The 21,229-nt window shown below is 44.9% G+C and carries 28 protein-coding genes; 16 read left to right on the plus strand and 12 right to left on the minus strand.

The window, feature by feature from the left end; translation table 11 throughout:
- Window positions 1-97 precede the first annotated feature (97 nt).
- Window positions 98-373 carry a YutD family protein gene (locus LCM20_RS14260; RefSeq protein WP_225196152.1) on the plus strand — a complete coding sequence of 92 codons (276 nt, stop codon included), beginning with the start codon at window positions 98-100 and terminating at the stop codon, window positions 371-373.
- A 55-nt stretch (window positions 374-428) separates the two neighbouring features.
- Here LCM20_RS14260 and LCM20_RS14265 read toward each other — a convergent pair whose 3' ends face one another.
- Entirely contained in the window at window positions 429-722 is a 294-nt protein-coding gene (locus tag LCM20_RS14265; protein ID WP_225196153.1) for a cytosolic protein, read from the minus strand.
- Between the two features lie 50 nt (window positions 723-772).
- Entirely contained in the window at window positions 773-1,042 is a 270-nt protein-coding gene (locus LCM20_RS14270) for a DUF3055 domain-containing protein (protein WP_225196154.1), read from the minus strand.
- Between the two features lie 198 nt (window positions 1,043-1,240).
- Between LCM20_RS14270 and LCM20_RS14275 the strand changes: the two genes are divergently transcribed.
- A complete protein-coding gene (locus tag LCM20_RS14275) occupies window positions 1,241-1,684 on the plus strand; it encodes a DUF86 domain-containing protein (RefSeq protein WP_225196155.1) in 444 nt (147 codons plus the stop codon).
- A gap of 9 nt (window positions 1,685-1,693) precedes the next feature.
- Entirely contained in the window at window positions 1,694-2,470 is a 777-nt protein-coding gene (locus tag LCM20_RS14280) for a TIGR01457 family HAD-type hydrolase (RefSeq protein ID WP_225196156.1), read from the plus strand.
- Window positions 2,471-2,704: 234 nt separating this feature from the next.
- Here the strand turns inward: LCM20_RS14280 and LCM20_RS14285 are convergent, their stop codons facing one another.
- The 3 genes from LCM20_RS14285 to LCM20_RS14295 all read right to left on the minus strand — a co-directional run bounded on the left by LCM20_RS14285 (window position 2,705) and on the right by LCM20_RS14295 (window position 5,230).
- The gene (locus tag LCM20_RS14285; protein ID WP_225196157.1) at window positions 2,705-2,926 is read right to left on the minus strand and encodes a hypothetical protein; all 222 of its coding nucleotides are present in this window, start codon (window positions 2,924-2,926) and stop codon (window positions 2,705-2,707) included.
- A gap of 45 nt (window positions 2,927-2,971) precedes the next feature.
- Entirely contained in the window at window positions 2,972-4,537 is a 1,566-nt protein-coding gene (locus LCM20_RS14290; RefSeq protein WP_225196158.1) for a hypothetical protein, read from the minus strand.
- 186 nt (window positions 4,538-4,723) lie between these two features.
- Window positions 4,724-5,230 (minus strand): phosphatidylglycerophosphatase A, encoded by a 507-nt coding sequence (locus LCM20_RS14295; RefSeq protein WP_225196159.1) that lies wholly within the window; start codon window positions 5,228-5,230, stop codon window positions 4,724-4,726.
- A gap of 152 nt (window positions 5,231-5,382) precedes the next feature.
- Here LCM20_RS14295 and LCM20_RS14300 point away from each other — a divergent pair, with 152 nt between their 5' ends.
- Window positions 5,383-6,348 carry a 2-hydroxyacid dehydrogenase gene (locus LCM20_RS14300; RefSeq protein ID WP_225196160.1) on the plus strand — a complete coding sequence of 322 codons (966 nt, stop codon included), beginning with the start codon at window positions 5,383-5,385 and terminating at the stop codon, window positions 6,346-6,348.
- Window positions 6,349-6,396: 48 nt separating this feature from the next.
- Here the strand turns inward: LCM20_RS14300 and LCM20_RS14305 are convergent, their stop codons facing one another.
- A complete protein-coding gene (locus LCM20_RS14305) occupies window positions 6,397-6,618 on the minus strand; it encodes a NifU family protein (protein WP_035511544.1) in 222 nt (73 codons plus the stop codon).
- 187 nt (window positions 6,619-6,805) lie between these two features.
- On the opposite strand from LCM20_RS14305, the gene LCM20_RS14310 reads away from it, so the two are divergent.
- Window positions 6,806-7,138: a YuzD family protein gene (locus tag LCM20_RS14310; RefSeq protein WP_225196161.1), complete on the plus strand. Its 333-nt coding sequence runs from the start codon at window positions 6,806-6,808 to the stop codon at window positions 7,136-7,138.
- Between the two features lie 73 nt (window positions 7,139-7,211).
- Entirely contained in the window at window positions 7,212-7,442 is a 231-nt protein-coding gene (locus LCM20_RS14315; protein WP_225196162.1) for a YuzB family protein, read from the plus strand.
- A 40-nt stretch (window positions 7,443-7,482) separates the two neighbouring features.
- Here LCM20_RS14315 and LCM20_RS14320 read toward each other — a convergent pair whose 3' ends face one another.
- On the minus strand, window positions 7,483-8,184 hold the full coding sequence (locus tag LCM20_RS14320) for a DUF2225 domain-containing protein (protein ID WP_225196163.1): 702 nt from the start codon (window positions 8,182-8,184) through the stop codon (window positions 7,483-7,485).
- Window positions 8,185-8,332: 148 nt separating this feature from the next.
- On the opposite strand from LCM20_RS14320, the gene LCM20_RS14325 reads away from it, so the two are divergent.
- A complete protein-coding gene (locus LCM20_RS14325; RefSeq protein WP_225196164.1) occupies window positions 8,333-8,695 on the plus strand; it encodes a HesB/IscA family protein in 363 nt (120 codons plus the stop codon).
- A 427-nt stretch (window positions 8,696-9,122) separates the two neighbouring features.
- Here the strand turns inward: LCM20_RS14325 and LCM20_RS14330 are convergent, their stop codons facing one another.
- Complete coding sequence (locus LCM20_RS14330; RefSeq protein ID WP_225196165.1) at window positions 9,123-10,109, minus strand: NAD(P)/FAD-dependent oxidoreductase; 987 nt, start codon at window positions 10,107-10,109, stop codon at window positions 9,123-9,125.
- A gap of 295 nt (window positions 10,110-10,404) precedes the next feature.
- Here LCM20_RS14330 and LCM20_RS14335 point away from each other — a divergent pair, with 295 nt between their 5' ends.
- From LCM20_RS14335 to LCM20_RS14345, 3 genes are all read left to right on the plus strand, one after another.
- Window positions 10,405-11,628 carry an NAD(P)/FAD-dependent oxidoreductase gene (locus LCM20_RS14335; protein ID WP_225196166.1) on the plus strand — a complete coding sequence of 408 codons (1,224 nt, stop codon included), beginning with the start codon at window positions 10,405-10,407 and terminating at the stop codon, window positions 11,626-11,628.
- A 492-nt stretch (window positions 11,629-12,120) separates the two neighbouring features.
- Window positions 12,121-12,438: a YuiB family protein gene (locus LCM20_RS14340; RefSeq protein WP_225196167.1), complete on the plus strand. Its 318-nt coding sequence runs from the start codon at window positions 12,121-12,123 to the stop codon at window positions 12,436-12,438.
- A gap of 120 nt (window positions 12,439-12,558) precedes the next feature.
- Window positions 12,559-13,242: a 3D domain-containing protein gene (locus LCM20_RS14345; protein ID WP_225196168.1), complete on the plus strand. Its 684-nt coding sequence runs from the start codon at window positions 12,559-12,561 to the stop codon at window positions 13,240-13,242.
- A gap of 27 nt (window positions 13,243-13,269) precedes the next feature.
- Here LCM20_RS14345 and LCM20_RS14350 read toward each other — a convergent pair whose 3' ends face one another.
- Window positions 13,270-13,752, minus strand: a complete 483-nt coding sequence (locus LCM20_RS14350) for a divergent PAP2 family protein (RefSeq protein WP_225196169.1) — start codon at window positions 13,750-13,752, stop codon at window positions 13,270-13,272.
- A gap of 155 nt (window positions 13,753-13,907) precedes the next feature.
- Here LCM20_RS14350 and LCM20_RS14355 point away from each other — a divergent pair, with 155 nt between their 5' ends.
- Window positions 13,908-15,374, plus strand: a complete 1,467-nt coding sequence (locus tag LCM20_RS14355; protein WP_225196170.1) for a leucyl aminopeptidase — start codon at window positions 13,908-13,910, stop codon at window positions 15,372-15,374.
- A gap of 466 nt (window positions 15,375-15,840) precedes the next feature.
- Here the strand turns inward: LCM20_RS14355 and deoD are convergent, their stop codons facing one another.
- Window positions 15,841-16,551 (minus strand): purine-nucleoside phosphorylase, encoded by a 711-nt coding sequence (gene deoD, locus LCM20_RS14360; protein WP_225196171.1) that lies wholly within the window; start codon window positions 16,549-16,551, stop codon window positions 15,841-15,843.
- A gap of 130 nt (window positions 16,552-16,681) precedes the next feature.
- Between deoD and LCM20_RS14365 the strand changes: the two genes are divergently transcribed.
- From LCM20_RS14365 to LCM20_RS14375, 3 genes are read left to right on the plus strand one after another with little or no spacing between them, the layout of a single operon-like run.
- Window positions 16,682-17,707 carry an HD-GYP domain-containing protein gene (locus LCM20_RS14365; RefSeq protein ID WP_225196172.1) on the plus strand — a complete coding sequence of 342 codons (1,026 nt, stop codon included), beginning with the start codon at window positions 16,682-16,684 and terminating at the stop codon, window positions 17,705-17,707.
- Between the two features lie 21 nt (window positions 17,708-17,728).
- The gene (locus LCM20_RS14370) at window positions 17,729-18,217 is read left to right on the plus strand and encodes a cation:proton antiporter regulatory subunit (RefSeq protein WP_225196173.1); all 489 of its coding nucleotides are present in this window, start codon (window positions 17,729-17,731) and stop codon (window positions 18,215-18,217) included.
- Window positions 18,218-18,223: 6 nt separating this feature from the next.
- Window positions 18,224-19,402, plus strand: coding sequence for a cation:proton antiporter (locus tag LCM20_RS14375; RefSeq protein WP_225196174.1), 1,179 nt, complete (start codon window positions 18,224-18,226; stop codon window positions 19,400-19,402).
- A 43-nt stretch (window positions 19,403-19,445) separates the two neighbouring features.
- Here the strand turns inward: LCM20_RS14375 and LCM20_RS14380 are convergent, their stop codons facing one another.
- Window positions 19,446-19,829: a kinase-associated lipoprotein B gene (locus tag LCM20_RS14380; protein ID WP_225196175.1), complete on the minus strand. Its 384-nt coding sequence runs from the start codon at window positions 19,827-19,829 to the stop codon at window positions 19,446-19,448.
- A 119-nt stretch (window positions 19,830-19,948) separates the two neighbouring features.
- Between LCM20_RS14380 and LCM20_RS14385 the strand changes: the two genes are divergently transcribed.
- Window positions 19,949-20,128 carry a hypothetical protein gene (locus LCM20_RS14385; protein ID WP_225196176.1) on the plus strand — a complete coding sequence of 60 codons (180 nt, stop codon included), beginning with the start codon at window positions 19,949-19,951 and terminating at the stop codon, window positions 20,126-20,128.
- 99 nt (window positions 20,129-20,227) lie between these two features.
- Entirely contained in the window at window positions 20,228-20,800 is a 573-nt protein-coding gene (locus LCM20_RS14390) for a superoxide dismutase family protein (RefSeq protein ID WP_225196177.1), read from the plus strand.
- A 267-nt stretch (window positions 20,801-21,067) separates the two neighbouring features.
- Here LCM20_RS14390 and LCM20_RS14395 read toward each other — a convergent pair.
- Window positions 21,068-21,229, minus strand: a 162-nt coding sequence (locus LCM20_RS14395) for an IS3 family transposase (protein ID WP_225195724.1), incomplete at its 5' end; no start/stop codon positions are given.

Genomic DNA, 21,229 nt, shown 5'->3' on the forward strand with positions numbered 1-21,229 from the left:
TTTCTCTTCTTCTTATGAAACATGCGACTTTTGAACACTTCCCATTCATTGTCAGTGCCGAAATATGGTACACTGGAATTTAGTAGAGGTGATCAGAGTGATTGAACTTTTTGGAAAAACATATGAACTGGTTGAAGACTATCGAGAGGGCTTTCAAAAGGAAGGCGTTGAAAGTCGATTCAGCGATATTTTGAGTAAGTATGATTTCATCGTAGGAGACTGGGGTTATGGTCAGCTTCGCTTGAAAGGCTTTTATGACGATCAAAACCCAAAAGCGAGCTTTGATACGAAAATCAGTACGCTGGAGGATTACCTCTATGAGTACTGCAACTTCGGCTGTGCTTATTTCGTGATGAAAAGAGTAAGTAAATAATAGAACGATCGACAAGCTCAGAGGCACCCTCTGAGCTTTTCTGCTTTAAGCTTATTTACTCCAGTTGTTCCTCGTTCGGCTTCACGTCTTTCCCGGGTTCATCATGTGTCGGGTGAGCGCCGTCTTCCTGGCGGGGAAGGTCTTGGTGTAAGGCTTTGTATTCGTAATTAAACGCACTGTAGTAACGCTGTTGTTTAGTCCATGGGGCACTTTTTTCATTTGAAACAGGCTTATCTTTATTTCGTGGAGATCCATAAGGACCTTCCGGTAATTGCTCGGGGGTAAGGTAATTTCTCTGGGCTTCTACATTTGCAAAGTCAGAATAATATTTCTTATCTTTTGATCCCATTAAATAAACCTCCTTTCACGTTAGCTTTCGTGAAGGGAGGTTTATTTATTCTAGAGAAGGTCTGGCAAATAATTGCGCAGCTCTTCGGCTTCGACGGGACTCAACTGAAACATATGCTCCAAGTGACCGTCGACGTTAAGGGAATCATGATCAAGCAGACCCTGTCTATTCTTTTGCAAATTGATGACCATTGTCTGATTGTTGAACCGCTCAGCCTTCATCAAGGCAAGTTCAAAACGGTGACTGCCTGTCGTAAAGGACACAAAGCGTGTTCTCGTGTCCTGTGTCGAATCTTCAAGAAAAGGGCGCCTTTCACCCATGGCTTCATCATCTCCTCTGAATTGGAATTCGTATTCAACTGCCCTCCGTAACTCTTATCAAAAGCTACCACGTCCTGCAGCAGAACATAATCAAGAGTAGTATGTCCCGGACGTTCGATTTTAGACATAGAGAAGCGCTCAGGTATGTTATGATGGGGATGAAATGAATGCTGGAATACGTTTAGTGGAGGGAATGGCATGTATTTTGTAGACCGTGAAAAAATTGAGCAGATTTTAAAATATATGGAACGTGTCATGGATGAGATGGAACAACCGTCTTATGACTCGTTCTCTGACGGGCTTTTACTGGAACGTCTCGTTCATGTGAGCATAGAATCCATTCTCGATGTAGGAAATATGATGATTGATGGTTTTATTATGCGCGATCCGGGAAGTTATGATGATATCATCGATATTCTGACGGACGAGCGTGTTCTTCCTGAAAATCAACAGGCGGGCTTTAAGGCATTTGTGCAATTGCGCAAAATGGTCGTTCAACAGTACACAGAAATCGATCACAAACATCTTTTACACGTATGGAACGAGGAGAAGGGTTCCCTGAAGCAGTTCCCTGATCGTGTACGTACGTATTTAGAACAGGAGCTCGGGCCTGTATCTGCATTTTCAAGAAAAGAAGACTAGGGTGATGAGATGAAGGCATATAAAGGATACTTGATTGATTTAGACGGCACGATGTATCGAGGTACTGAAAAAATTGAAGGCGCTGATTCGTTTGTACATCATTTGGAGGCGAACGGGTTCCCTTATTTGTTCTTGACTAATAACTCAGCAAAAACAGCAGGACAGGTCGTCGAGAAGCTAACTCGCCTCGGCATCCCTGCAACGGAAGATCACATCTTCACAAGCAGTATGGCGACGGCTTCTTATATCTCGGATTTAAAGAATCAAGCCAAGGTATTTGTCATCGGGGAACACGGATTGATCGACGCTCTTCAAAAAGAAGGTCATCAAATTGTGGAGGATGACGCTGATTATGTCATTATCGGTCTTGATCGTGATATCAGTTATGAAAAGCTTACGAAAGCATGCTTGAACGTCCGCAACGGAGCGAAATTGATCAGCACGAATCGAGATGTGGCGATCCCTACTGAAAGAGGTATGATGCCGGGAAATGGAGCCATCACATCCGTCGTTTCCGTCAGCACAGGTGTATCGCCTATCTTCGTAGGAAAGCCAAGCTCGATCATTATGGACCAAGCGCTCGAACGCATCGGTTTTTCAAAGGAAGAAGTGGTGATGGTAGGAGACAACTACGACACAGATATTATGTCTGGAATCAGCGCAGGAATCGATACGCTGATGGTGGAGACAGGTGTCAGTACGTTTGACGGAATCAGTGATCGTCCGAAGCAGCCTACTTATCAATACAAAAACTTAATGGACGTCATAAAAGAAGAGGGATCCTAAATGGATCCCTCTTTTCAGACTGTTGAAATAGGTTGGAGAACGTTTCTGTTACAAATGTGGAGGACAGTGGGATGGAAAATAGCTCGCTTTCCGCGGCGGACGCCGAGCTACCTCGACTTCGTCTTCGGGGATCTCGCCATTGTCCGTTTAATTCCGCAGGAGTCTCCCCATTTTCCACCCCACTGTACGAAAGTAGTGAGAACAGAACCGGGCGGGGGTATGAAAGACCGAGCGTTATTGTGTGCCATCATCTTCTTTTCCGTGTGGCAGAATAAGAGGTCCAATCTCCACCCCGTAAAGGTGTTGGCGAAACAAGGAATCTCCTATGTGAGCAGAGTACAGTTGAGACCCCACACCGTCCGAAACGGAGCGAGAAGACTCGGGGCATAGCTCATGGAAAGCGAGTTGTTTCGTCAACATCGCTTCACCAAAATAGAATCCATAGGACTGTCTCAACAGCCTGAGAAGAGGGACCCTCAATGGATCCCTCTTCTGGTTATTTTATAAAAGGTATGGGCCGAAGAAGATGGTGATGAACGCGATATGGATGCCGATGAAATACGTCAGTTCGATCGCAGGGGACCATTTCTTCATGGCAGATCCCGTCTGTAAGATTGCAAAGGACAATAAAGCAAAGCCGATCAAGTAAATGAACGAGCTTCCCGGGAACATCAGGTAATCCGGTGCTTGTGCCATCCCTTGTGATGAGAACATGAAATCCTGGAAAATCAGCGATGCAGCCAAGTAAATAAATGCTCCTACATAGAACACCCATGAACGGTCGTTATCCATCGCTTTGCTATTGGTAAACATGACGACGCATAGGAATAACAGCGGCCAAATAAACCAGATCAGCGATACGACGAGCGCGAACAGTCCGGAAGAGAGCATCCCCAGTGTTTTACCTAGAGCCTGCAGGAAAGTCTGTTTCGTCATGTGGTCCGCCTTCTCAATGATTTCAGGGCTTCCAGAAGAGGCGAGGATGCGGTTTTCTCCATCCGATCCGTAGTCTAACCAAATCACCTTGTCTGAACTCAACCAGGCAGGTTCAAAAGATGATTTCGGCGTGTTGCTTAACCTCTTAACAGAAGGTGTTTCTCCTTTGGCGAGTCCAGCTTCGTAAATATTGAACTGGTGGGTATCTTGAAACATGGACTGAGTGCTGCCGAATGCTTTGAACAGTATTTCTGTTCCGTTCTCTGTCCGTTTCATTTCAACATCTGTGATTTCATCCAACGTTCCTGAACCTGCTGGATCCTGAAGCTCGATTTTGTTCAGCGTGAGGGCCTCGTCAAAGCCTCCTTCAGCATAGTAGTAATGGTTCATCATCTTACCGGACATGCTTTGCTTCTGCAGGGTTTGAACGATAAGCGAGTAACTCTCTTCGTCTAAGGTGTAATTGATATCCCGTACTTCCTCTACACCGTTCAGTGAAAAATCAGCTGTACCCAACTGAGTGGATTGACCGTCCGATACGCTGTAGAAGGTCAATTGATTCCCTGCCGGTGAGACATCATTGGTTAGAAGCGTGACCCCGTTCTCTGACTCCTGCATAAGAACCTGGGTATCATCATCACCAATTGTTAACACATCCCGCGGTTCAAGAGAATCGTTCTGGATCTCGTATATCTGATTCTCTTTGCGGAAAAATGCGTGTTCTTTCAAAGGATAGAACTTTTTAATGTCAGAGATTTTATCTTCCGTTTCCCCTTCATAAACGGCGTAGTAGTCACTGAATAAAAACGCCTTATCCGTTAGGAAAACTTCAGTGAATTTATCCACCGGGATGGAGTATGTATTTTCTTCGATTAATTCTAACGACTGATCGTACACATTCTGCCTGACCCCATCGTTTGTAATAAACGAAACGGAGTAATGGCCGTCTTCTGTGGTTGAAATAGACATTTCTTTCGAATTGGCGGTTGTCCCGACAAGCAGGTCGCGGCTCCAGCCTTCTGACGGCTCCTCGACTACTTCTTTGTAGTTATCGATAAATAATAAGGATATGCCTATTGCTACGATGAGTAGAGGTCCGATCCAAACGAGGCTTTTTTTCAAACGTGTCATGTAATCCAACTCCTTCCAATTTCCTAGTTTACAATATTTACGAACAAAAAAGAAGAAGGTTTCAAAAAATTTCAAAAATGGTTCCGGTTGTGGAAATTGTTCAAGGATCTTGGACGTGGTGAGGAGGAGCACAGCTTCAGTCGTTTATTAACCCATAAAAAAAAGCCACAATAAAGTGGCTTGAGTTTAGTCTTCTGAGTCTCCAGCGGCGCTGTGGGCGAGTCTGCTTGATGCGGCAGCAGCGATAGCTCCGACGATGTCATCAAGGAAGGTATGACATGCTCCAGAGGATTTGTCATTCAGTTTTTCAAGAATACCCGGCTTCTGTTTATCAATGTAGCCATAGTTTGTAAATCCGATCGAACCATACACGTTCACGATAGAGAAGGCGATGATTTCATCCACACCGTACAAGCTTTCATCCACCTCAATCGTCGACTGCAGCGGTTCTTCCAACTGTTTCTTTTCCGCTAGTCGATCCAATTGAATGCCTGTAAGGATTGCGTTTTGTACTTCACGTTTTTTAAGAACTTTATTTACATTCTCTGTACAATGTTCCATCGTCAAATCTTCGTGGTATTTCGCTTGTAAGTAGTATACAAGGTCAGCAATATCCTTGATCGTGACGCCACGATCCAAGAGCCATTCCCTTGCGGTTTTCTCCAATTCTGTTACCTTATGTTCTTTTGACATAAACGATTACCTCCTTCACCTTCCATGCCCATTCCCGTATTTAGCATGACACAAACGAGACGGCTTACTCTCATTATACCAGAATCATGTATCATCATGACAAAAGTCTGTTATGGTACACTTAGAAAAAATGATGCAGGAGGAACAAGACAGTGAAACCACTCGTATATATTACGCGCAGAATTCCGGAAGAAATCATAAAACCTTTTGAAAAAGATTATGAAATCGAAATGTGGGACAGCCACGAAGAGCCAGTGGATCGAGAGCTATTGTTAGAAAAAAGTAGAACCGCAGATGCTCTCGTGACGATGCTGTCTGACAAGGTGGATCAGGAACTCCTGGAGAGGGCAGAAAAATTGAAAATTGTAGCGAACTTAGCGGTTGGCTATGACAATATTGACGTGAAAGAAGCGGTTCGAAAAGGGGTTCAATTAACCAATACCCCAGATGTGTTGACCGATACGACGGCAGACTTAGTGTTCGGCCTTCTGCTCGCTACAGCAAGAAGGCTGGTGGAAGCCCAACGGTATGTAGAAGAAGATCGGTGGAAGAACTGGTCTCCATTATTATTGGCGGGAACTGATGTCCATCATAAAACGATTGGGATTGTGGGCATGGGCAGAATCGGAGAAGCGGTTGCCAAACGTGCAACGGGTTTTGATATGAACATTCTCTATCATAACCGCTCACGTAAAAAAGGGGCAGAGGAGCGACTTGGAGCGGTCTATACACCGTTTGATGAGCTATTGGAGACGTCGGATTATGTCGTCTGCATGGCCCCATTAACAGAAGATACAGAAGGGATGTTCGATCATCAGGCATTTAAGAAGATGAAGAAGGAAGCCGTATTTATCAATGCTTCCAGAGGGCAGACGGTGAATGAGGAAGATCTCCTTTATGCTCTTCAGAGTGGGGAGATCCAAAGTGCGGGACTGGATGTTTTTCAGGATGAACCGATTTCTGCCGATCATCCGCTATTGCAGCTCGATCAAGTAGTGGCCCTTCCTCACATAGGATCTGCAACGAAAGAGACAAGGTATGCGATGATGGAGCTTTGTTTAGAGAACGTAAAGCTCCACCTGGAAGGGAAAGAGGTACAGACGCCTGTGTCTGAATAAAGAACGCCCCCGTCCTCTTAGGGCGGGGGCGTTGCTGTTGTAGAGTGATTAGAAAACCTGCTCTACTTCATATATTCCAGGAACTTCCTGAGCGAGCGCACGCTCAATTCCTGCTTTTAGAGTGATGGTTGAACTCGGGCAGTTGCCGCAAGCACCCATTAGTCGAAGTCTGACAATCCCGTCTTCTACGTCGACGAGTTCAACGTCGCCTCCGTCACGAAGTAAAAATGGGCGAAGTTTGTTAAGTACTTCTTGAACTTGTTCATGCATGTTCAATCTTCCCCTTTCTATATGCCTCATTATAGAACGAAAGCATAAAAAAATCTATTAAGTGAGACGAATTACATACCCAAATTTTTTACAATCAAATCATTGAGAACTATTTTCATTTTATCTTTTTTTTGATCTTTTGTAAAATGGAATCAGGTATTTTTTATTGAATATGGGAGGTTATGAGATGGGGGAAAGGACAATTCAAGTAACGGTGTACGGAGCGGAAGTCAAGTGCGCCAGCTGTGTGAATGCACCAGGTTCAAAAGAAACGTATGAATGGCTGCAGGCTGCGATTACGAGAAAGTACAAGGATGAACAAATCCGCTATCAATATATTGATATTCAAAATGATACGTCCCAGGCTGATGAAGAAATTCTTCAACAACTCTTGGATGATGAATTGTTTTACCCGCTCGTTCTCGTTGGAGATGAAATCGTTGCGGAAGGAATGACACGTCTGAAATCCGTCTATAAAGCTCTTGATGCAGAAGGTGTGCCATTGAGGGAAGAGGCGTAAAGGTATGACAAGCTTTCGGCTTGTGATAAAATAATGAGCATTGGGGTTTCATCCAGAGATTGAGGTGAAGTGGATGAATCCGTTAATCGAATTTTGTGTGAATAACTTAATCAATGGCTCGCAGGAAGCGTTTGAAATATTAGATAAAGATCCGGACTTGGATGTCGTGGACTATGGCTGCCTTAGAAATTGTGGGCTCTGCTCACAGATGCTCTATGCCATCGTGGATGGTGATCGAATTATGGCAGATTCGCCGAAAGAACTTGTCGACAACATTTATAAACATCTGGACGAAACCCTATAAGAAAAGACTTCACTTGGATGTGAAGTCTTTTTTGTCTTTCTTATTGGGCGTGTACTTTTTTTCTTTCCTGTCGTGTCAGCTGCCATTGGTCTCTGGCCATTTCGACTACTTTAGGATCGATGAAATCTTTTTTCTTCTCAATCACTTTAGAGAAGTATTGGATCGCTTCACGGTCGTGTCCGAGCCTGCGGTGAAGCTCTCCGATGAGATAGAGGACTTTCAATGGTGTCATTTTCGGATCATCCAATCGATCCTGCTCGTAGGCTTTTTCATACGTCACAAGAGCCAGTCTCATGAATCGTTCGACTTGTTCAGGGTCTTCTGTGTATTGGTATAACCATGCTGTTCGTAGATATAAGCCGGCAAGCACGACAGGCTTTTCTTCTTTTAGTAATGCTGTTAAGATGCATAATTTGAAGGCGTTGATGGCTTTTTTATAAGACCTTTTACCCGTGAAATCCTGATGATTCCATCGACTTGACAAGTTATTCTGAATCACTTTTCTCAGGTGCAGAGGAATACTAGTGGAGAATTGATCGTTAGAAGCATAGCCGCAGTAAGGGCAGACATGAACATGATAGAGGAGTGGGTTAATGTCCGGGTCCTCATATGTGGTGAAAAACAGCGTGTCTGTGGAGACGGGTCTAATAAACCGGGACCGTATTTTGGTCGTAGTAAATGAGTATTCACAGTAGGTACATTGAACCTCTCTATCGAATGTCGGTGTTAATTTTTTGTCCATATCGCTCACCTACCTCCTATAGTACTAATACTATTATCCTGTATAATGGATTTGAATTCAAGTTTAAGTTACATCTGTGATGAGATATTTGATAAACCTATGTGTGCAAAGTATACTGAGAGTAGGAAAAGGAAAGGAGAGACTCGGGATGATTCTGAATATTACAGAAGCGGCCAGTCACCGAATTAAAGAAATGATGAAAGATGAAGACTCTGAGAATATCCGCCTTCGTTTTGGTGTGAAAGGTGGAGGCTGTAGTGGTTTGTCGTACGCTATGGGCTTTGAAGAGGACATAAATGAAGAATTAGATCTACTGGAAGATTCGAACGGTATCCCAGTTGTCATTCACAGACAGGATGCTCCGATTATTGAAGGTACGACGATTGACTTTAAACAAAATATGATGGGTGGCGGGTTTACAATCGATAACCCGAACGCCATTGTTTCTTGTGGATGTGGATCATCATTCAAGACAGCAACGAATGCTGGTACACCAGATCCGAACTGTTAATGAAAAAGGAGCCGATGAAGGCTCCTTTTTTTGTCAGATTGTCGAGAAAGTCTAATCGGTTCTTTCAAAGGTTGAGAAGCGGTGTTGGCGAAACAACTCGCTTTCCATGGGCGTCCGCTGAGTCTCCTCGCTTCATTGGTCGCTGCGGGATCTCACCTGTACTCTGCTCCCATTGGAGTCTCGCAGTTTCGCCGACATCTTTATGGAGTGGAGGTGGAACCTCTTGGGCTGCCGACTGGAAAAGACTATAGTTGCATAGGGGAACATTCAGCTCTCAATATCCCCGCTCTGCCCTGTACCTACTACATTCCATCTCACAGTCCACCCTACATGTAACAGAAGCTTTCTCTATATCTTTTGTGAAAGTAAAAAAGGAGCCATTGATGGCTCCTTTTTGTGTTTAAACAGTATTTGAAACCCTGAGGGATCAGCCGAACATGCTTGTTGAGTGTTTCGGTTGAACGCGGGCTTTGGGGTCGATGTAGGCTTTGGCATTGTTGACTGCCGTTGGGCCCTCTCCGAAACCGGATGCGATCAGCTTCACCTTACCTGGGTAGGTGCAGATGTCTCCAGCGGAGTAGATGCCTTTGATGTTCGTCTCCATCTTGGAATTGACGACGATACTGTTTTTATCAATTTCCAATTCCCAATCTTTGATTGGACCGAGGGAAGAGATAAAGCCGTAGTTGATGATGACGTCGTCTACGTCGATGGTTTCTTCACGATCACCTTTCACTTCTTTGATTTTTACCTGTTCGATACGCTCTTCACCAACAAGTTCAGAAGGCTCGAAAGGCGTATAGACATTGACATTTGAATTCATCAATTGCTCTACACTGTGTTCGTGGGCACGGAACTTACCACGACGGTGCACGATGGAAACTTGTTTCGCAATCGGTTCAAGCATTAAAGCCCAATCGACAGCCGAGTCTCCGCCTCCTGCAATGAGTACGTTTTTATCTTTGAACTGATCCATGTCTGTCACGTGGTAGTGGAGGTTTGTGTCTTCAAACTTCTCTGTGTTGTCGATTTTCAGCTTGCGTGGTGCGAAGGCACCATTTCCAGCTGTAACAATCATGGTTCTTGTATAATGTACATCTTTGTTTGTCGTCAGCTTCAACACATCGTCTTCAACGCGTTCGACGTGTTTCACTTCTTCTTTCAAGGTAATGGTCGGATCGAAAGCCATCGCCTGCTCTTCCAAATTGTCGACCAGCTCTTGAGCCCGTACCTTAGGAAATCCTGCTACATCATAAATGTACTTCTCAGGGTAAAGGGCCGTTAACTGCCCCCCTAAATGAGGAAGGCTTTCAATAATTTTGACACTTGCTTGACGCATACCGCCGTAAAAAGCTGTGAACAGTCCAACAGGACCACCACCGATTACGGTGATATCATATATTTTATCGCTCATCATGTACCTCCTGTAGAAAAATGTCACTAAACTACATTCTATCATAAAAATTTTATAGATGGGAATTCTACCTTGGAGTAAGCCTTTACATCAAAAGGAATTTTTCCATTATTTCGATAACAGTATTTTGGGTTGAAAATCATAAAAAAAAGGTCTAAGATGGGACTAGATAACTTATTACGATATTGTGACAACTTCTTTTATAAATCGGCAATCTTTTTTTATTTCATAATGTGAAAGTAGTCACAAACGACAGTCTTTGGGTAAAAAATTTACGAGATGGAAGTGATTTCTAATGAAAAGTCCTAACATAGTCATCCTCGGTGCAGGGTACGGAGGAATTATGACCGCTGTTAAGCTCCAGAAAAAACTCGGTGCCAATGATGCGAAAATTACATTGGTGAACAAGCATGACTACCACTACCAAACGACGTGGTTGCACGAAAACGCTGCAGGTACGCTTCACCATGATCGTACCCGTATCAAAATTAAAGACGTTGTGAACACAAGCCGCGTTGATTTTGTACAAGACACAGTAACGGAAATCAAGCAGGATGAGAAAAAAGTTCTTCTTGAAAACAGTGAGTTGAACTACGACTATCTTGTCATCGGTCTTGGTTTCGAAGCTGCGACATTCGGCATCCCTGGCCTTCAGGAAAATGCCTACATGATCAACAACATCAACAGTTCACGTCTGATTCGTCAGCACATCGAATATAACTTCGCTAAATACAACAATGAAGCAGAGCCGAATGAAGAGCGTCTGAACATCGTTGTAGGTGGAGCTGGATTCACAGGTATCGAATTTGTCGGGGAACTGGCAAACCGTGTACCGGAACTATGTAAAGAATACGACATTCCTCGTGAAAAAGTTCGTATCATCAACGTTGAGGCCGCTCCAACAGCCCTTCCAGGATTCGATCCTGCACTAGTGGAGTATGCGATGAACTCTCTTGAAGCACGCGGTGTTGAGTTCAAGATCGGTGCGATGATCAAAGAGGTAACAGAGAATAAGCTTGTATTTGAAAAAGACGAAGAGCGCGAAGAAATCGCAACAAACACAGTTGTTTGGGCAGCTGGTGTGCGTGGAAACTCTCTAGTGGAAAACGCTGGTTTCGAATCAAACCGCGGCCGTACACCTGTAGACGGACAGCTTCGTCCGAAAGGCTATGACGATGTATTCATCGTCGGAGACTGCTCGCTTATCATGAACGAAGAGTCTGGCCGTCCTTATCCTCCAACAGCTCAAATCGCGATTCAGCAGGCTGAGCACCTGGCAGGATTCCTAACAAGCCAGATCCGCGGCGGAGGCCACGAAGAAGACTTCGTACCGAACATTCAAGGTACAGTGGCTTCTCTTGGTGATGACGACGCAATCGGTGTAATCTTCGACGGTAAGAAGCTATTCGGATGGCAGGCGTCTGCGATGAAGAAAATCATCGACAACCGCTACCTTCTGAAGCTCGGTGGTCTTCCACTCGTTCTGAAAAAAGGTAAATTGAATTTCTTCAACTTCTAAATAGATGGAAAAGCAGAGGTGAGCGTTCACCTCTGCTTTTTTTGTGCCTATTTGTAGAGAGGATAATGGACCTCTTTGCTTGATTGAAAAGTTCATGTAGATAAGAGCAAGATCATCGACGTTTCAGCATGCTGTGAGAGGAAGAACGTCGATGAAACTAATATAAACGACGTTTTAGCATGTTGTGAGAGGAGGAACGTCGATAAAAGCAATATAAACGACGTTTTAGCATGTTGTGAGAGGAGGAACGTCGATAAAAGCAATATAAACGACGTTTTGGCGTGCTGTGAGAGAAGAAACGTCGATAAAAACAATTGTCTCAGGTTGCACAACCCGCGGACACAAAGAAACAATCCACTCTACGGCTGTAAAGGATGCCAACCAACATCAGCACTTTAAAGAGAGCCTGCCAAAAGATCAGACCTTCAGTTGCCATTTTACATAAACCCATATAAAATGAACCATGGTGATGTTTTTTTAGGGGGAAATGAGTTGAATATCGTACAATTTATCGTTTCAATGCTTTTGTTCTTTGTCTTGTTCTTCGGGATATCGTTTCTCTTGAATATGATCCTGCGTTCTTCATGGATCATGTCAGTGGTGTATCCTGTCATTGTATTATTTATTGTGGATGACTTCCCGTGGACGAATTACTTTTCGCAGCCGGGCACAGCGTTTCCGGATGTTTTTTCTCATATTGCCAACCTCAAAGTCGTGGACATTGTGATTTTGGCAAGCGGTTTTGCCGGCACGATTGTAGCAGGCTTGGTCATTAAGAAGTTAAGAAAAAGCGGTTATCAAATGTTTTGATACATACGACGCCATTACGCCTTGTAATGGCGTTTTTATTTGCCTGAATCGCTGCAATTCAAAGGTGGAAAAAGAATAATTCCTGCAAGTTTGGACATGATGACACCTAGAGGTGATTTCATGAACAAACGTCATTGGAATCTTGGTTTGGCCTTATTGTTCGTATTAGCGTTCTACTTTACTGTGAGTAATGTATCGAATCTTTCCCTTTCCGATATGGACGAGTGGATTGCTGCGAAGTTCAAGCAGGAATCTTTTGAAGGGGCCGAAATAGAAGGTCATGATGAGGTGGCTTTGAACGACAAATCGCTTAAGGTGAAGAAAGCCCAGCAGCGATACATCTCCAGTGCTTCTGTTGAAGTGACGAAGGACTTGGAGGAAGCCGTGGATTTGAGTCAATTCCCGAGTCATACAGTCGTCGCGACGGGGTACACAGCAGGAGTTGAGTCCACAGGGAAAACGCCGGATCATCCTGAGTACGGTATTACTTTTTCAGGCGTAGAAGTGAAGCGTGATTTGTATTCGACGATTGCAGCGGACTTGGATGTCTTTCCGCTTGGAACGGTATTGTTCATACCTGGTTATGGTTATGGAGTGGTAGCGGATAAAGGAAGTGCAATCAAAGGGAAAAAGCTTGATCTCTACTACCCGACAGTGGACGATGTCTATACGCAATGGGGGAAGAGAACGCTAGAGGTCTATGTCATCGAAGAGGGTGACGGAACGATTACAGAAGAAGAGATTGTGGCCTTAAATGAAACAGAAGCCCTTCAAGTCTTCCGTTCTCAGTTAATCAAAGACTAAAAAAACCTGCCGATTGGCAGGTTTTTTTTAATAAATCAATGAGTGGATCAGGAAGGTGAGCAGAATTCCGGTCAAGCCACCGAAAAATACTTCAATCGGCTGGTGACCAAGCAACTCTTTCAGTTCTTCTTTCTTTTGGTACTCTTCCTTCTTTCCCCAGTCTTTGGCTTCATTGACGAAACGGTTGAAGTCGTTGACGAGAATGTTCAGCATGATGGCTTGTTCACCTGTTTGTCGACGGACGCCTGTAGAGTCGAACATGACGATGATGGTGAAGACACAAGCTACGGCGAAGATGGGAGAATCAAACCCTTGTTCAATCCCAACCCCTGTAGCAAGGGCCGTGACAGCGGCTGAGTGACTGCTCGGCATTCCACCCGTGCTGAGAGCTAGAGACGGGTTGAAGGATCTTGAGGCAATAAATTGGATTGGTACTTTGACAGCTTGGGCGAAAAAAATCGACGCAATCGACGCCCATAAGGGGAAGTTATGTAGTAAATCGAGCAACATGGTGACATCCTTTCCAGCTATATGAGGTTGAGCAATGATTATGTCATTCGGTATTGAAAACAAGACCATTATACCATAATTCCAATAAAACTGCCCCGTTTGAGAAGGCAAACGACGAAATTTTTTGTATACTGAGTGCTGGAGGTGTTACGATCATGTTTACTATTTTATCAAAAGAAGATAGCGTGCGAGGCGCGCTGATCGTTGGATTGCATGAAGAAGAATCGATCAACATTCAGGATGAGCGTTTGAAGCAAAATGTGGATACGTACATAAAGAGAGGGGATGTATCCTCTACTTATAAACAAGTGGCGACGCTTTATTTTGCTGAGGAAGGGCTTCCGGAAAAAGTGTATGTCGTTGGTCTCGGGGCACGTGCATCGATGACGCAGGATCGCTTCCGCAAAGCGGCGGGCCATGCGTTTCAAAAGGTCCAAAAAGACGGACTGGAAGAAATAGCGGTAAGCCTTGAAAGTGTTAGAGGTGATATGAGTAGAGAAGAAGCGGCGGAATTACTAGGGGAATCGATTGTGACCTCCACCTATTCACTGCCCACGTTCAAAACAAACAAGCTGGAACGTCCGGCGTTGACGAAACTATACGTGCAAACGGATCAGGGGGGAGATGATCTCCTTTCTTTTCTCAACAAAGGGGAAGCGTACGGACGAGGCGTCAATAAGGCGCGTGATCTCGTTCATTTACCGGCCAACATTTTGACATCCACAAGAATGGCGGAATATGCCACTGAAATGGCGAAGGAATTCGGCATGGAAATCGACATTTTAGACAAAAAGGATATGGAGGACCTTGGGATGGGGGCGCTCCTTGCCGTCAATCAAGGGTCAGCAGAGCCACCGAAAATGATTGTGATGAAGTACCAGGGACTTGAGAACTGGACGGATGTCACGGCCTTTGTCGGGAAAGGAATCACGTATGACACAGGCGGTTATTCCATTAAGACAAAGACGGGAATGCCGGGGATGAAAGGCGATATGGGAGGAGCGGCTGCTGTTCTTGGTGCGATGGAAACCGTCGGACGCCTTCAGCCGAAGAAGAATGTAATCGCGGTCATTCCGTCTACTGACAATATGATCTCAGGTGATGCCTTTAAACCGGATGATGTTATTACGTCCATGAGCGGTCAAACGATCGAAGTGCTGAATACGGATGCAGAAGGCAGACTGGCCTTGGCGGATGGTGTAACGTACGCGAAACGTGAAGGTGCGGAGCGGATCATCAATGTCGCAACCTTAACAGGTGGTGTTGTAACCGCACTTGGATCGTGGATGACAGGTGCGATGACCAATAACGAAGCATTCTATAAGCAGGTCCAACAACTTGGAGAAACAAAAGGAGAGCCGATTTGGCTGCTTCCATACAATGAAGATTACAAAGCCCAAGTCCGTAAAAGTGATATTGCCGACTTGAACAACTCACCTACGAGAAAAGCCCACGCTATTATGGGCGGTGCGTTTGTTGGCGCATTTGTTGGAGACACGCCGTGGGTACACTTGGACATTGCAGGTACGTCTGTTGCAGAATCGGCCCATGAGCTTGGACCCAAAGGACCGACAGGCGTCATGGCCAAAACGTTATCAGGATTCTTGATCGAGAATAGTTAGGATGTTGATAAAGGTTCTGTACCGAATTGAGAGTTAAGTGGGGTGGAAAATAATTTGCTTTCCGAGGCCCAACAGGACGTTGGGTCGTTCGACGTTGCCACAGGACGTAGCGGTTTTAGTTCGAACATCCTTGATTCTTTGGGGCCTCAGACTTCGTCTTCGGGGATCTCGCCATTGTCCGTTAAATTCCGCAGGAGTCTCCCCATTTCCACCCCACTATACCTAAGTAGTGGGAACAGAACCGAGCGGGGATGCGGAAAGCCGAACGTTATTCTGTGCCAACACCGCTTCTCAAACTTTCTAAGAACCGATAGGACTTTCTCGACATCCTGAAAACTGGACTCTTTTCTAAATGAAAGAGTCCAGTTTTTTGTTAAGGAACTGAAGTGGGCAGCTATCTCAATCCAGAGAAGCTGTTTTTGAATAAAATAAAAAAGCCCCGGTATTAAAACCGGGGATAAACCATTTAGTCTTGAATGGCTGCTTCAAGCGCTACTTCGATCATATCGTTGAACGTGGTTTGACGCTCTTCTGCTGTTGTTTCTTCGCCTGTCAGGATGTGGTCGCTGACGGTAAGAACAGAAAGTGCCTGGCGGTTGTATTTAGCGGCAAGCGTATAAAGCGCTGTCGTTTCCATTTCAACGGCAAGGACATTGTACTTCGCAAGAAGGTTGAACATGTCCATGGCATTGTCGCGGTAGAAGCTGTCGCTTGTGAAGACGTTTCCAACTCTTAGGTTAAGACCTTTCTCTTCACCTGCGTCATATGCGTTCTTCAAAAGACCGAAGTCAGCTGTCGGGGCAAAGTCGATGCCGTCGAATACCATACGGTTCATTTGAGAGTCTGTAGTAGATGTTGAAGCAAGGATAACGTCGCGGACTTTTACGTCACTTTGAAGCGCTCCGCAGGAACCGACGCGGATCAATTTTTTCACATCGAATCCTTCGATCAACTCGTTTACGTAGATAGAAATGGATGGAACGCCCATTCCCGTTCCTTGTACAGAGATGCGCTCTCCTTTATACGTACCTGTGTAGCCGTACATTCCGCGGACTTCGTTATAGCAAACGGCATCCTCAAGGAAATTCTCTGCGATATATTTAGCTCGTAGTGGATCTCCTGGAAGAAGAATCTTGTCTGCAATATCTCCAGGGTTAGCACCAATATGTGTTGTCATACGAATTACCTCCTCAGTATCTTTCGACTATTTTAAAGTACCACACCGAAAAGTAGAAAACAAATAGTGTTGTATTCGCATGGAGGGCTGATAGAATAGGATTACAGAACACTGCTTAGGAGAGGGACTTATGCGCTATGCTTCGATTGACAAAATCCAACAAAATGATCAGCTTGGTAAGAATATCTATGCGGATGACGGGCGGATCCTCTTAAATAAAGGGGTCACCTTTACGGTAGGAATTATATCAAGGTTGAAGAATATGGGGGTTGAAGCGGTTTACTTAATGGACTCTGAAGGAATAGAAGTAGAACAAGAGGATTCTTTCGATGAAGAGACCAAACGCGAAGTGATGGCGAACTTATCGAGTTCTTTTGACTATATTCAATCAGGAAAAGACTTCAACCCGCAGAAGATCGGTAAATCCGCAGAAAAAATCATGGATGAACTGATGCACTCTAAAGATGTGCTGCTTCACATGAATGACATCCGCACAACAGGAAATCAATTGCTGATTCACTCCACACATGTCGCGATCATGTCGGTTTTAATCGGTATGAAGATGGGATATACCCCTAAAGATTTAAAAGAACTCGGGACAGGGGCCTTGCTGCATGATGTCGGCAAATCGGCTCCCGATCAACCTGGTCGGGAAAACCACCACACGTGGAAAGGGTTCAATATCCTTCGTCAAAGCAGGGAGCTCAGCACGCTGGTCGCCCACGTGGCTTTCCAGCACCACGAAAGACTCGATGGAAGCGGAGAACCCCGCGGTATTACTGAGGAAAAAGTGCATGCCTACGCTAAAGTGGTCAGCATAGCGAACGACTACGACAATTTAGTCGCGCCAATGGATGGGTCTGAGCCTTTGATGCCTTATGAAGCATGTGAAAAAATCCTTAGTTACACGGGGGAATGGTATGACCACGACATGGTGTGGCAATTCTTAAGAAGCATCGCCATCTACCCGAATGGATCGAACGTTCGTCTGTCCAACGGAAAATACGGAACGGTTACGGCACAGAACAAAGGGCTGCCGCAGCGTCCGGTTGTGCGAGCTTTTCAGAACAATGAATTGATGAACAATTATGATGTAGAAGTGATTGATCTTTCAAAAGAAACAACGGTGTTTATTGATAAAGTCATGAGTGATTAACGGGGTAAGGAGTGTAGAAACGTGAATATATCCATTTCGAAATTACCAGGAATCGGCCAGAAGATTTCGCTGCGGACCGGTGAAGAGAGCATGCTCGTTCTCATCGTCCACCATACAGGGAAAAGAGAATTGTACTTCTTTGAGGATGCAGACAGTGAAGAAGCCGATTTCGCCATGGACCTGACTTCTGATGAGACGCGCGAGTTAGGAGCCCAATTACTAGGGGCAACTTATCAGCCTGTCGATGCAGATAAGCTGAAGATTTTTCAAAATCAGATCGTCATCGACTGGGTCGAACTACTCGAGAAATCGACGCTTGCTTATAAGACGATCGAAGAATCAGAAATACGTAACAAAACCGGGGCGACAATCATCGGGATTGTCAAAGGCGACGAGACCATCGCCATTCCGGAAGCCGATACGAAATTGCAGCCAGGAGATGTCATCATGACAATTGGAAAGCAGGATCAAATCGATACCTTGTCCGACTTGTGTAAAGGAGAGGAATGATCACTGGTGCATACTGAATTTCCGGCCTTGCTTGGGGCAGGGCTTATTTTGTTATTCATTTTTTACTTAGGGTATTTAGCCATCAAAATCAAGCTACCCAACGTCATTTTGTATATCATACTAGGGATTATATTAGCTGATGTGCTTCATGATAATGAATTACTGCATTTTGCAAGTGAAATTGGCATTGTGCTTCTATTCTTCCTGCTCGGATTAGAGTTCAATGTGAAACGCCTCGGAGGCATTGCTAAAAAAATATGGCCTTCAGGGTTATTGGACGTCTTCCTCAGTTTAGGGATTTCTACTGGAATCGCCTACTTGTTCGGACTCAATCTGTTCGAAAGCTTCTTAGTCGGGGCGCTGGTGTATGCCACCAGCTCGTCCATCACAGCAAAGCTTCTGGATGACCGGGGGCGAATGGCCAACACGGAAACAGAATTCATGCTCGCGATCTTAATCTTTGAGGATTTGGTCGCACCGATTGTGGTCGCCATCCTGTTCGGGGTGAGTTCTGGAGAGAGCTTTACTTCCATTACATTCTTGCTGCTTGTCGGTAAAATCATCGGATTGACCGTTTTGGCAATCATTCTAGGGAAGACGGTATTCAAAAAGTTCGAGAAATTTCTGGATAAAATTGATGATGAAGATTTCAAAATCGCTTTACTTATCGGGATTGCCCTTTCCTATGGAGGACTGGCCCTGCTATTAGGACTCTCAGAGGTATTGGGAGCGTTCCTTGCTGGGATGATGCTTGCAGAAATCGGCAAGATTGAAAAAGTTGAACAGACGGTCGTACCCGTGCGTGATTTGATGCTTCCAACGTTCTTTATTTACTTCGGGACAACGATTAACTTAGGTGACGGGGTACCTTTGTCCGGGCTCCTGATCACGATTGTCATCTGGTCGGTATTCTCCAAAGTACTTCTCGGAATCATCGGGGGTCCTTTGTATGGGCTGTCGAAGCGGGCTTCGATGAGGGCGGGCTTCTCCTTATGTGCAAGAGGGGAATTTTCCGTCGTCATGGCCAGTGTCGCAACAGGGGTGTTGAAGGTGTTCAGTGGGCTCTACATCGTCATTGCGGCGTTCATCGGCATGATTTTATTTGAACAAGCCCCTAAGATTACAAACAAGGTGTATGGTAAGCCTGTCAAGAAAAAGCGGAAATTAAAAGTACCAGGAAATTGATTCATACTAAAACCCGGCCTGAGCCGGGTTTTAGTATGTCTATTCATCCGAAGTATTGTTTCTCAAGGTCTTCGAGCTGTTTTTTGGCGCTTTCGTTGAAGGTTGTCTCGCGGCGTTCCAGCTTGTGTCGCAGCTTGTCCACAGATTCCTTTAGCGAGCTTTGGTAATCAGGAGCTTGATCTCCTTCGTATGGATGGACCGCTTCTTTTTGAATATTTGCTTTTTCTAAGTAGCTTAATGCCTTCCGCTGGTGAAAAAAGACGTTCTCTGTTTTTCCTGGGTTGTGTAAATCGCCCTGCATCGGGTGTTTCTCTACCGCAAGGATCTGCACAAGGTAAAAGCGGTTGCGGTCTTCCACTACTTTGCCGACGTAAATGCCGGATTTATAGTGAGCTTTCACGAGGTCACCATTTTGAAATGCTGTCATCATCATCCTCCTCTTATGAGTAGTGTATCAAAGATTACAATTGTGAAGAAATCGTGACGAGGATGAAAACACTTTCTAAGATTTGCTATAATGGCAATAGAAGAAAGGATGAAACGCCTATGATGGAATTTCTCTATTTTCCAGAAGATAAGTCCGAATATATTCCTGCCGTCATTTCATTATTGTTCTTTGTTGTTGCTGCAGCGATCACGATGATTTTTATTATAAAATCTTCACAAAAAGAAGAGAAGAAAACGGATCAGTCGTATGAAGAAGAAAAACAGAATCATGATTATTGAAAGTCGTGCCAGGAGCGCGGCTTTTTGTTTTGAGTTCGTATATTTTCCGTTCACGAGGAGACACTGTTGAAAAGAATGTCTATAGAACGGGGGATTTACATGATGAAATGGATAGGGGTAACGCTTCTTACCTTAGTTGTGCTCAGTGGATGCATGGATGAAAAGAGGTCTCCTTTAAATACATCGATTTACAATACGAATAACGACAAAATCGGTACAGCTGTCTTCAAGGAAGTGCCTGAAGGGGTGGAGGTTAAGCTCACAGTCGAAGGGCTGGAACCGGGCGTTCATGCTGTTCACATTCATGAATTTCCAAAATGCGAAGCACCTGACTTCAAGTCAGCCGGCAACCACTTTAATCCGATGTCCAAGGATCACGGTCTTATGAACGCAAAAGGAGCACACGTCGGAGATATGCCGAACGTCGAAGCGGATGGCAGTGGACTTGTCGAGGCGGAGTTGATGCTTCCTGAAGCGACACTCAAGGAAGGGCAGAAATCCTTGCTGAGAGATGAAGGGACTTCGATTGTGATGCACGCTGGTCAAGATGACGGGATGTCCCAGCCGGCAGGGGACTCAGGTGAACGAATTGCCTGTGGGAAGATCACACTAGATGCGAGTGATGATGAAGCCAGTGACCCGACAGACCCAGATAAAAAGCAGGAAAAATAAGCGGGAGCCTAAGGAGGCTCTCGTTTTTTAAATTGGCCGGTTGGTGTTGAAAAAAGCCTGTGGCCTCAAGGAGGTGTGGATGGTTATGGGACTGCGGTGGTGCGATAGTGGAGGCGTGAGTCCCATTAATGGTGTAATGGGACAGGTGTGATGCAGTGTTGAGGCGTGTGAGTCCCAATAACAGTTTAATGGGACAGGTGTAATGAGTGCTGAGGTGTGTGAGTCCCAATAACAGTTTAATGGGACAAGTGGATTGTCAACACAAAATTAGACAACTTTTTTAAGGTTCTTCTGTTTGTATTCGACCGGGGTAAGGTAGTCTAATGTCCCGTGAATTCGAATGTTATTGTACCAGTGGACATAATCAAATAAGGCCACGTCCAGTTCGGCCTGGCTTCTAAATGTTTCTCCATGAATGAACTCTGTCTT

Source organism: Halobacillus litoralis (assembly GCF_020171725.1).
Lineage (GTDB): Bacteria > Bacillota > Bacilli > Bacillales > Halobacillaceae > Halobacillus > Halobacillus litoralis_F.

Coding starts and splice junctions, on each gene's coding strand:
- LCM20_RS14265 (WP_225196153.1), bottom strand. CDS start 722: ATGGGATCAAAAGATAAGAAATATTATTCTGACTTTGCAAATGTAGAA.
- LCM20_RS14270 (WP_225196154.1), bottom strand. CDS start 1,042: ATGGGTGAAAGGCGCCCTTTTCTTGAAGATTCGACACAGGACACGAGA.
- LCM20_RS14275 (WP_225196155.1), top strand. CDS start 1,241: ATGTATTTTGTAGACCGTGAAAAAATTGAGCAGATTTTAAAATATATG.
- LCM20_RS14280 (WP_225196156.1), top strand. CDS start 1,694: ATGAAGGCATATAAAGGATACTTGATTGATTTAGACGGCACGATGTAT.
- LCM20_RS14290 (WP_225196158.1), bottom strand. CDS start 4,537: ATGACACGTTTGAAAAAAAGCCTCGTTTGGATCGGACCTCTACTCATC.
- LCM20_RS14295 (WP_225196159.1), bottom strand. CDS start 5,230: ATGTCAAAAGAACATAAGGTAACAGAATTGGAGAAAACCGCAAGGGAA.
- LCM20_RS14305 (WP_035511544.1), bottom strand. CDS start 6,618: ATGCATGAACAAGTTCAAGAAGTACTTAACAAACTTCGCCCATTTTTA.
- LCM20_RS14310 (WP_225196161.1), top strand. CDS start 6,806: ATGGGGGAAAGGACAATTCAAGTAACGGTGTACGGAGCGGAAGTCAAG.
- LCM20_RS14315 (WP_225196162.1), top strand. CDS start 7,212: ATGAATCCGTTAATCGAATTTTGTGTGAATAACTTAATCAATGGCTCG.
- LCM20_RS14320 (WP_225196163.1), bottom strand. CDS start 8,184: ATGGACAAAAAATTAACACCGACATTCGATAGAGAGGTTCAATGTACC.
- LCM20_RS14325 (WP_225196164.1), top strand. CDS start 8,333: ATGATTCTGAATATTACAGAAGCGGCCAGTCACCGAATTAAAGAAATG.
- LCM20_RS14330 (WP_225196165.1), bottom strand. CDS start 10,109: ATGAGCGATAAAATATATGATATCACCGTAATCGGTGGTGGTCCTGTT.
- LCM20_RS14335 (WP_225196166.1), top strand. CDS start 10,405: ATGAAAAGTCCTAACATAGTCATCCTCGGTGCAGGGTACGGAGGAATT.
- LCM20_RS14345 (WP_225196168.1), top strand. CDS start 12,559: ATGAACAAACGTCATTGGAATCTTGGTTTGGCCTTATTGTTCGTATTA.
- LCM20_RS14350 (WP_225196169.1), bottom strand. CDS start 13,752: ATGTTGCTCGATTTACTACATAACTTCCCCTTATGGGCGTCGATTGCG.
- LCM20_RS14355 (WP_225196170.1), top strand. CDS start 13,908: ATGTTTACTATTTTATCAAAAGAAGATAGCGTGCGAGGCGCGCTGATC.
- deoD (WP_225196171.1), bottom strand. CDS start 16,551: ATGACAACACATATTGGTGCTAACCCTGGAGATATTGCAGACAAGATT.
- LCM20_RS14365 (WP_225196172.1), top strand. CDS start 16,682: ATGCGCTATGCTTCGATTGACAAAATCCAACAAAATGATCAGCTTGGT.
- LCM20_RS14380 (WP_225196175.1), bottom strand. CDS start 19,829: ATGACAGCATTTCAAAATGGTGACCTCGTGAAAGCTCACTATAAATCC.
- LCM20_RS14385 (WP_225196176.1), top strand. CDS start 19,949: ATGATGGAATTTCTCTATTTTCCAGAAGATAAGTCCGAATATATTCCT.
- LCM20_RS14390 (WP_225196177.1), top strand. CDS start 20,228: ATGATGAAATGGATAGGGGTAACGCTTCTTACCTTAGTTGTGCTCAGT.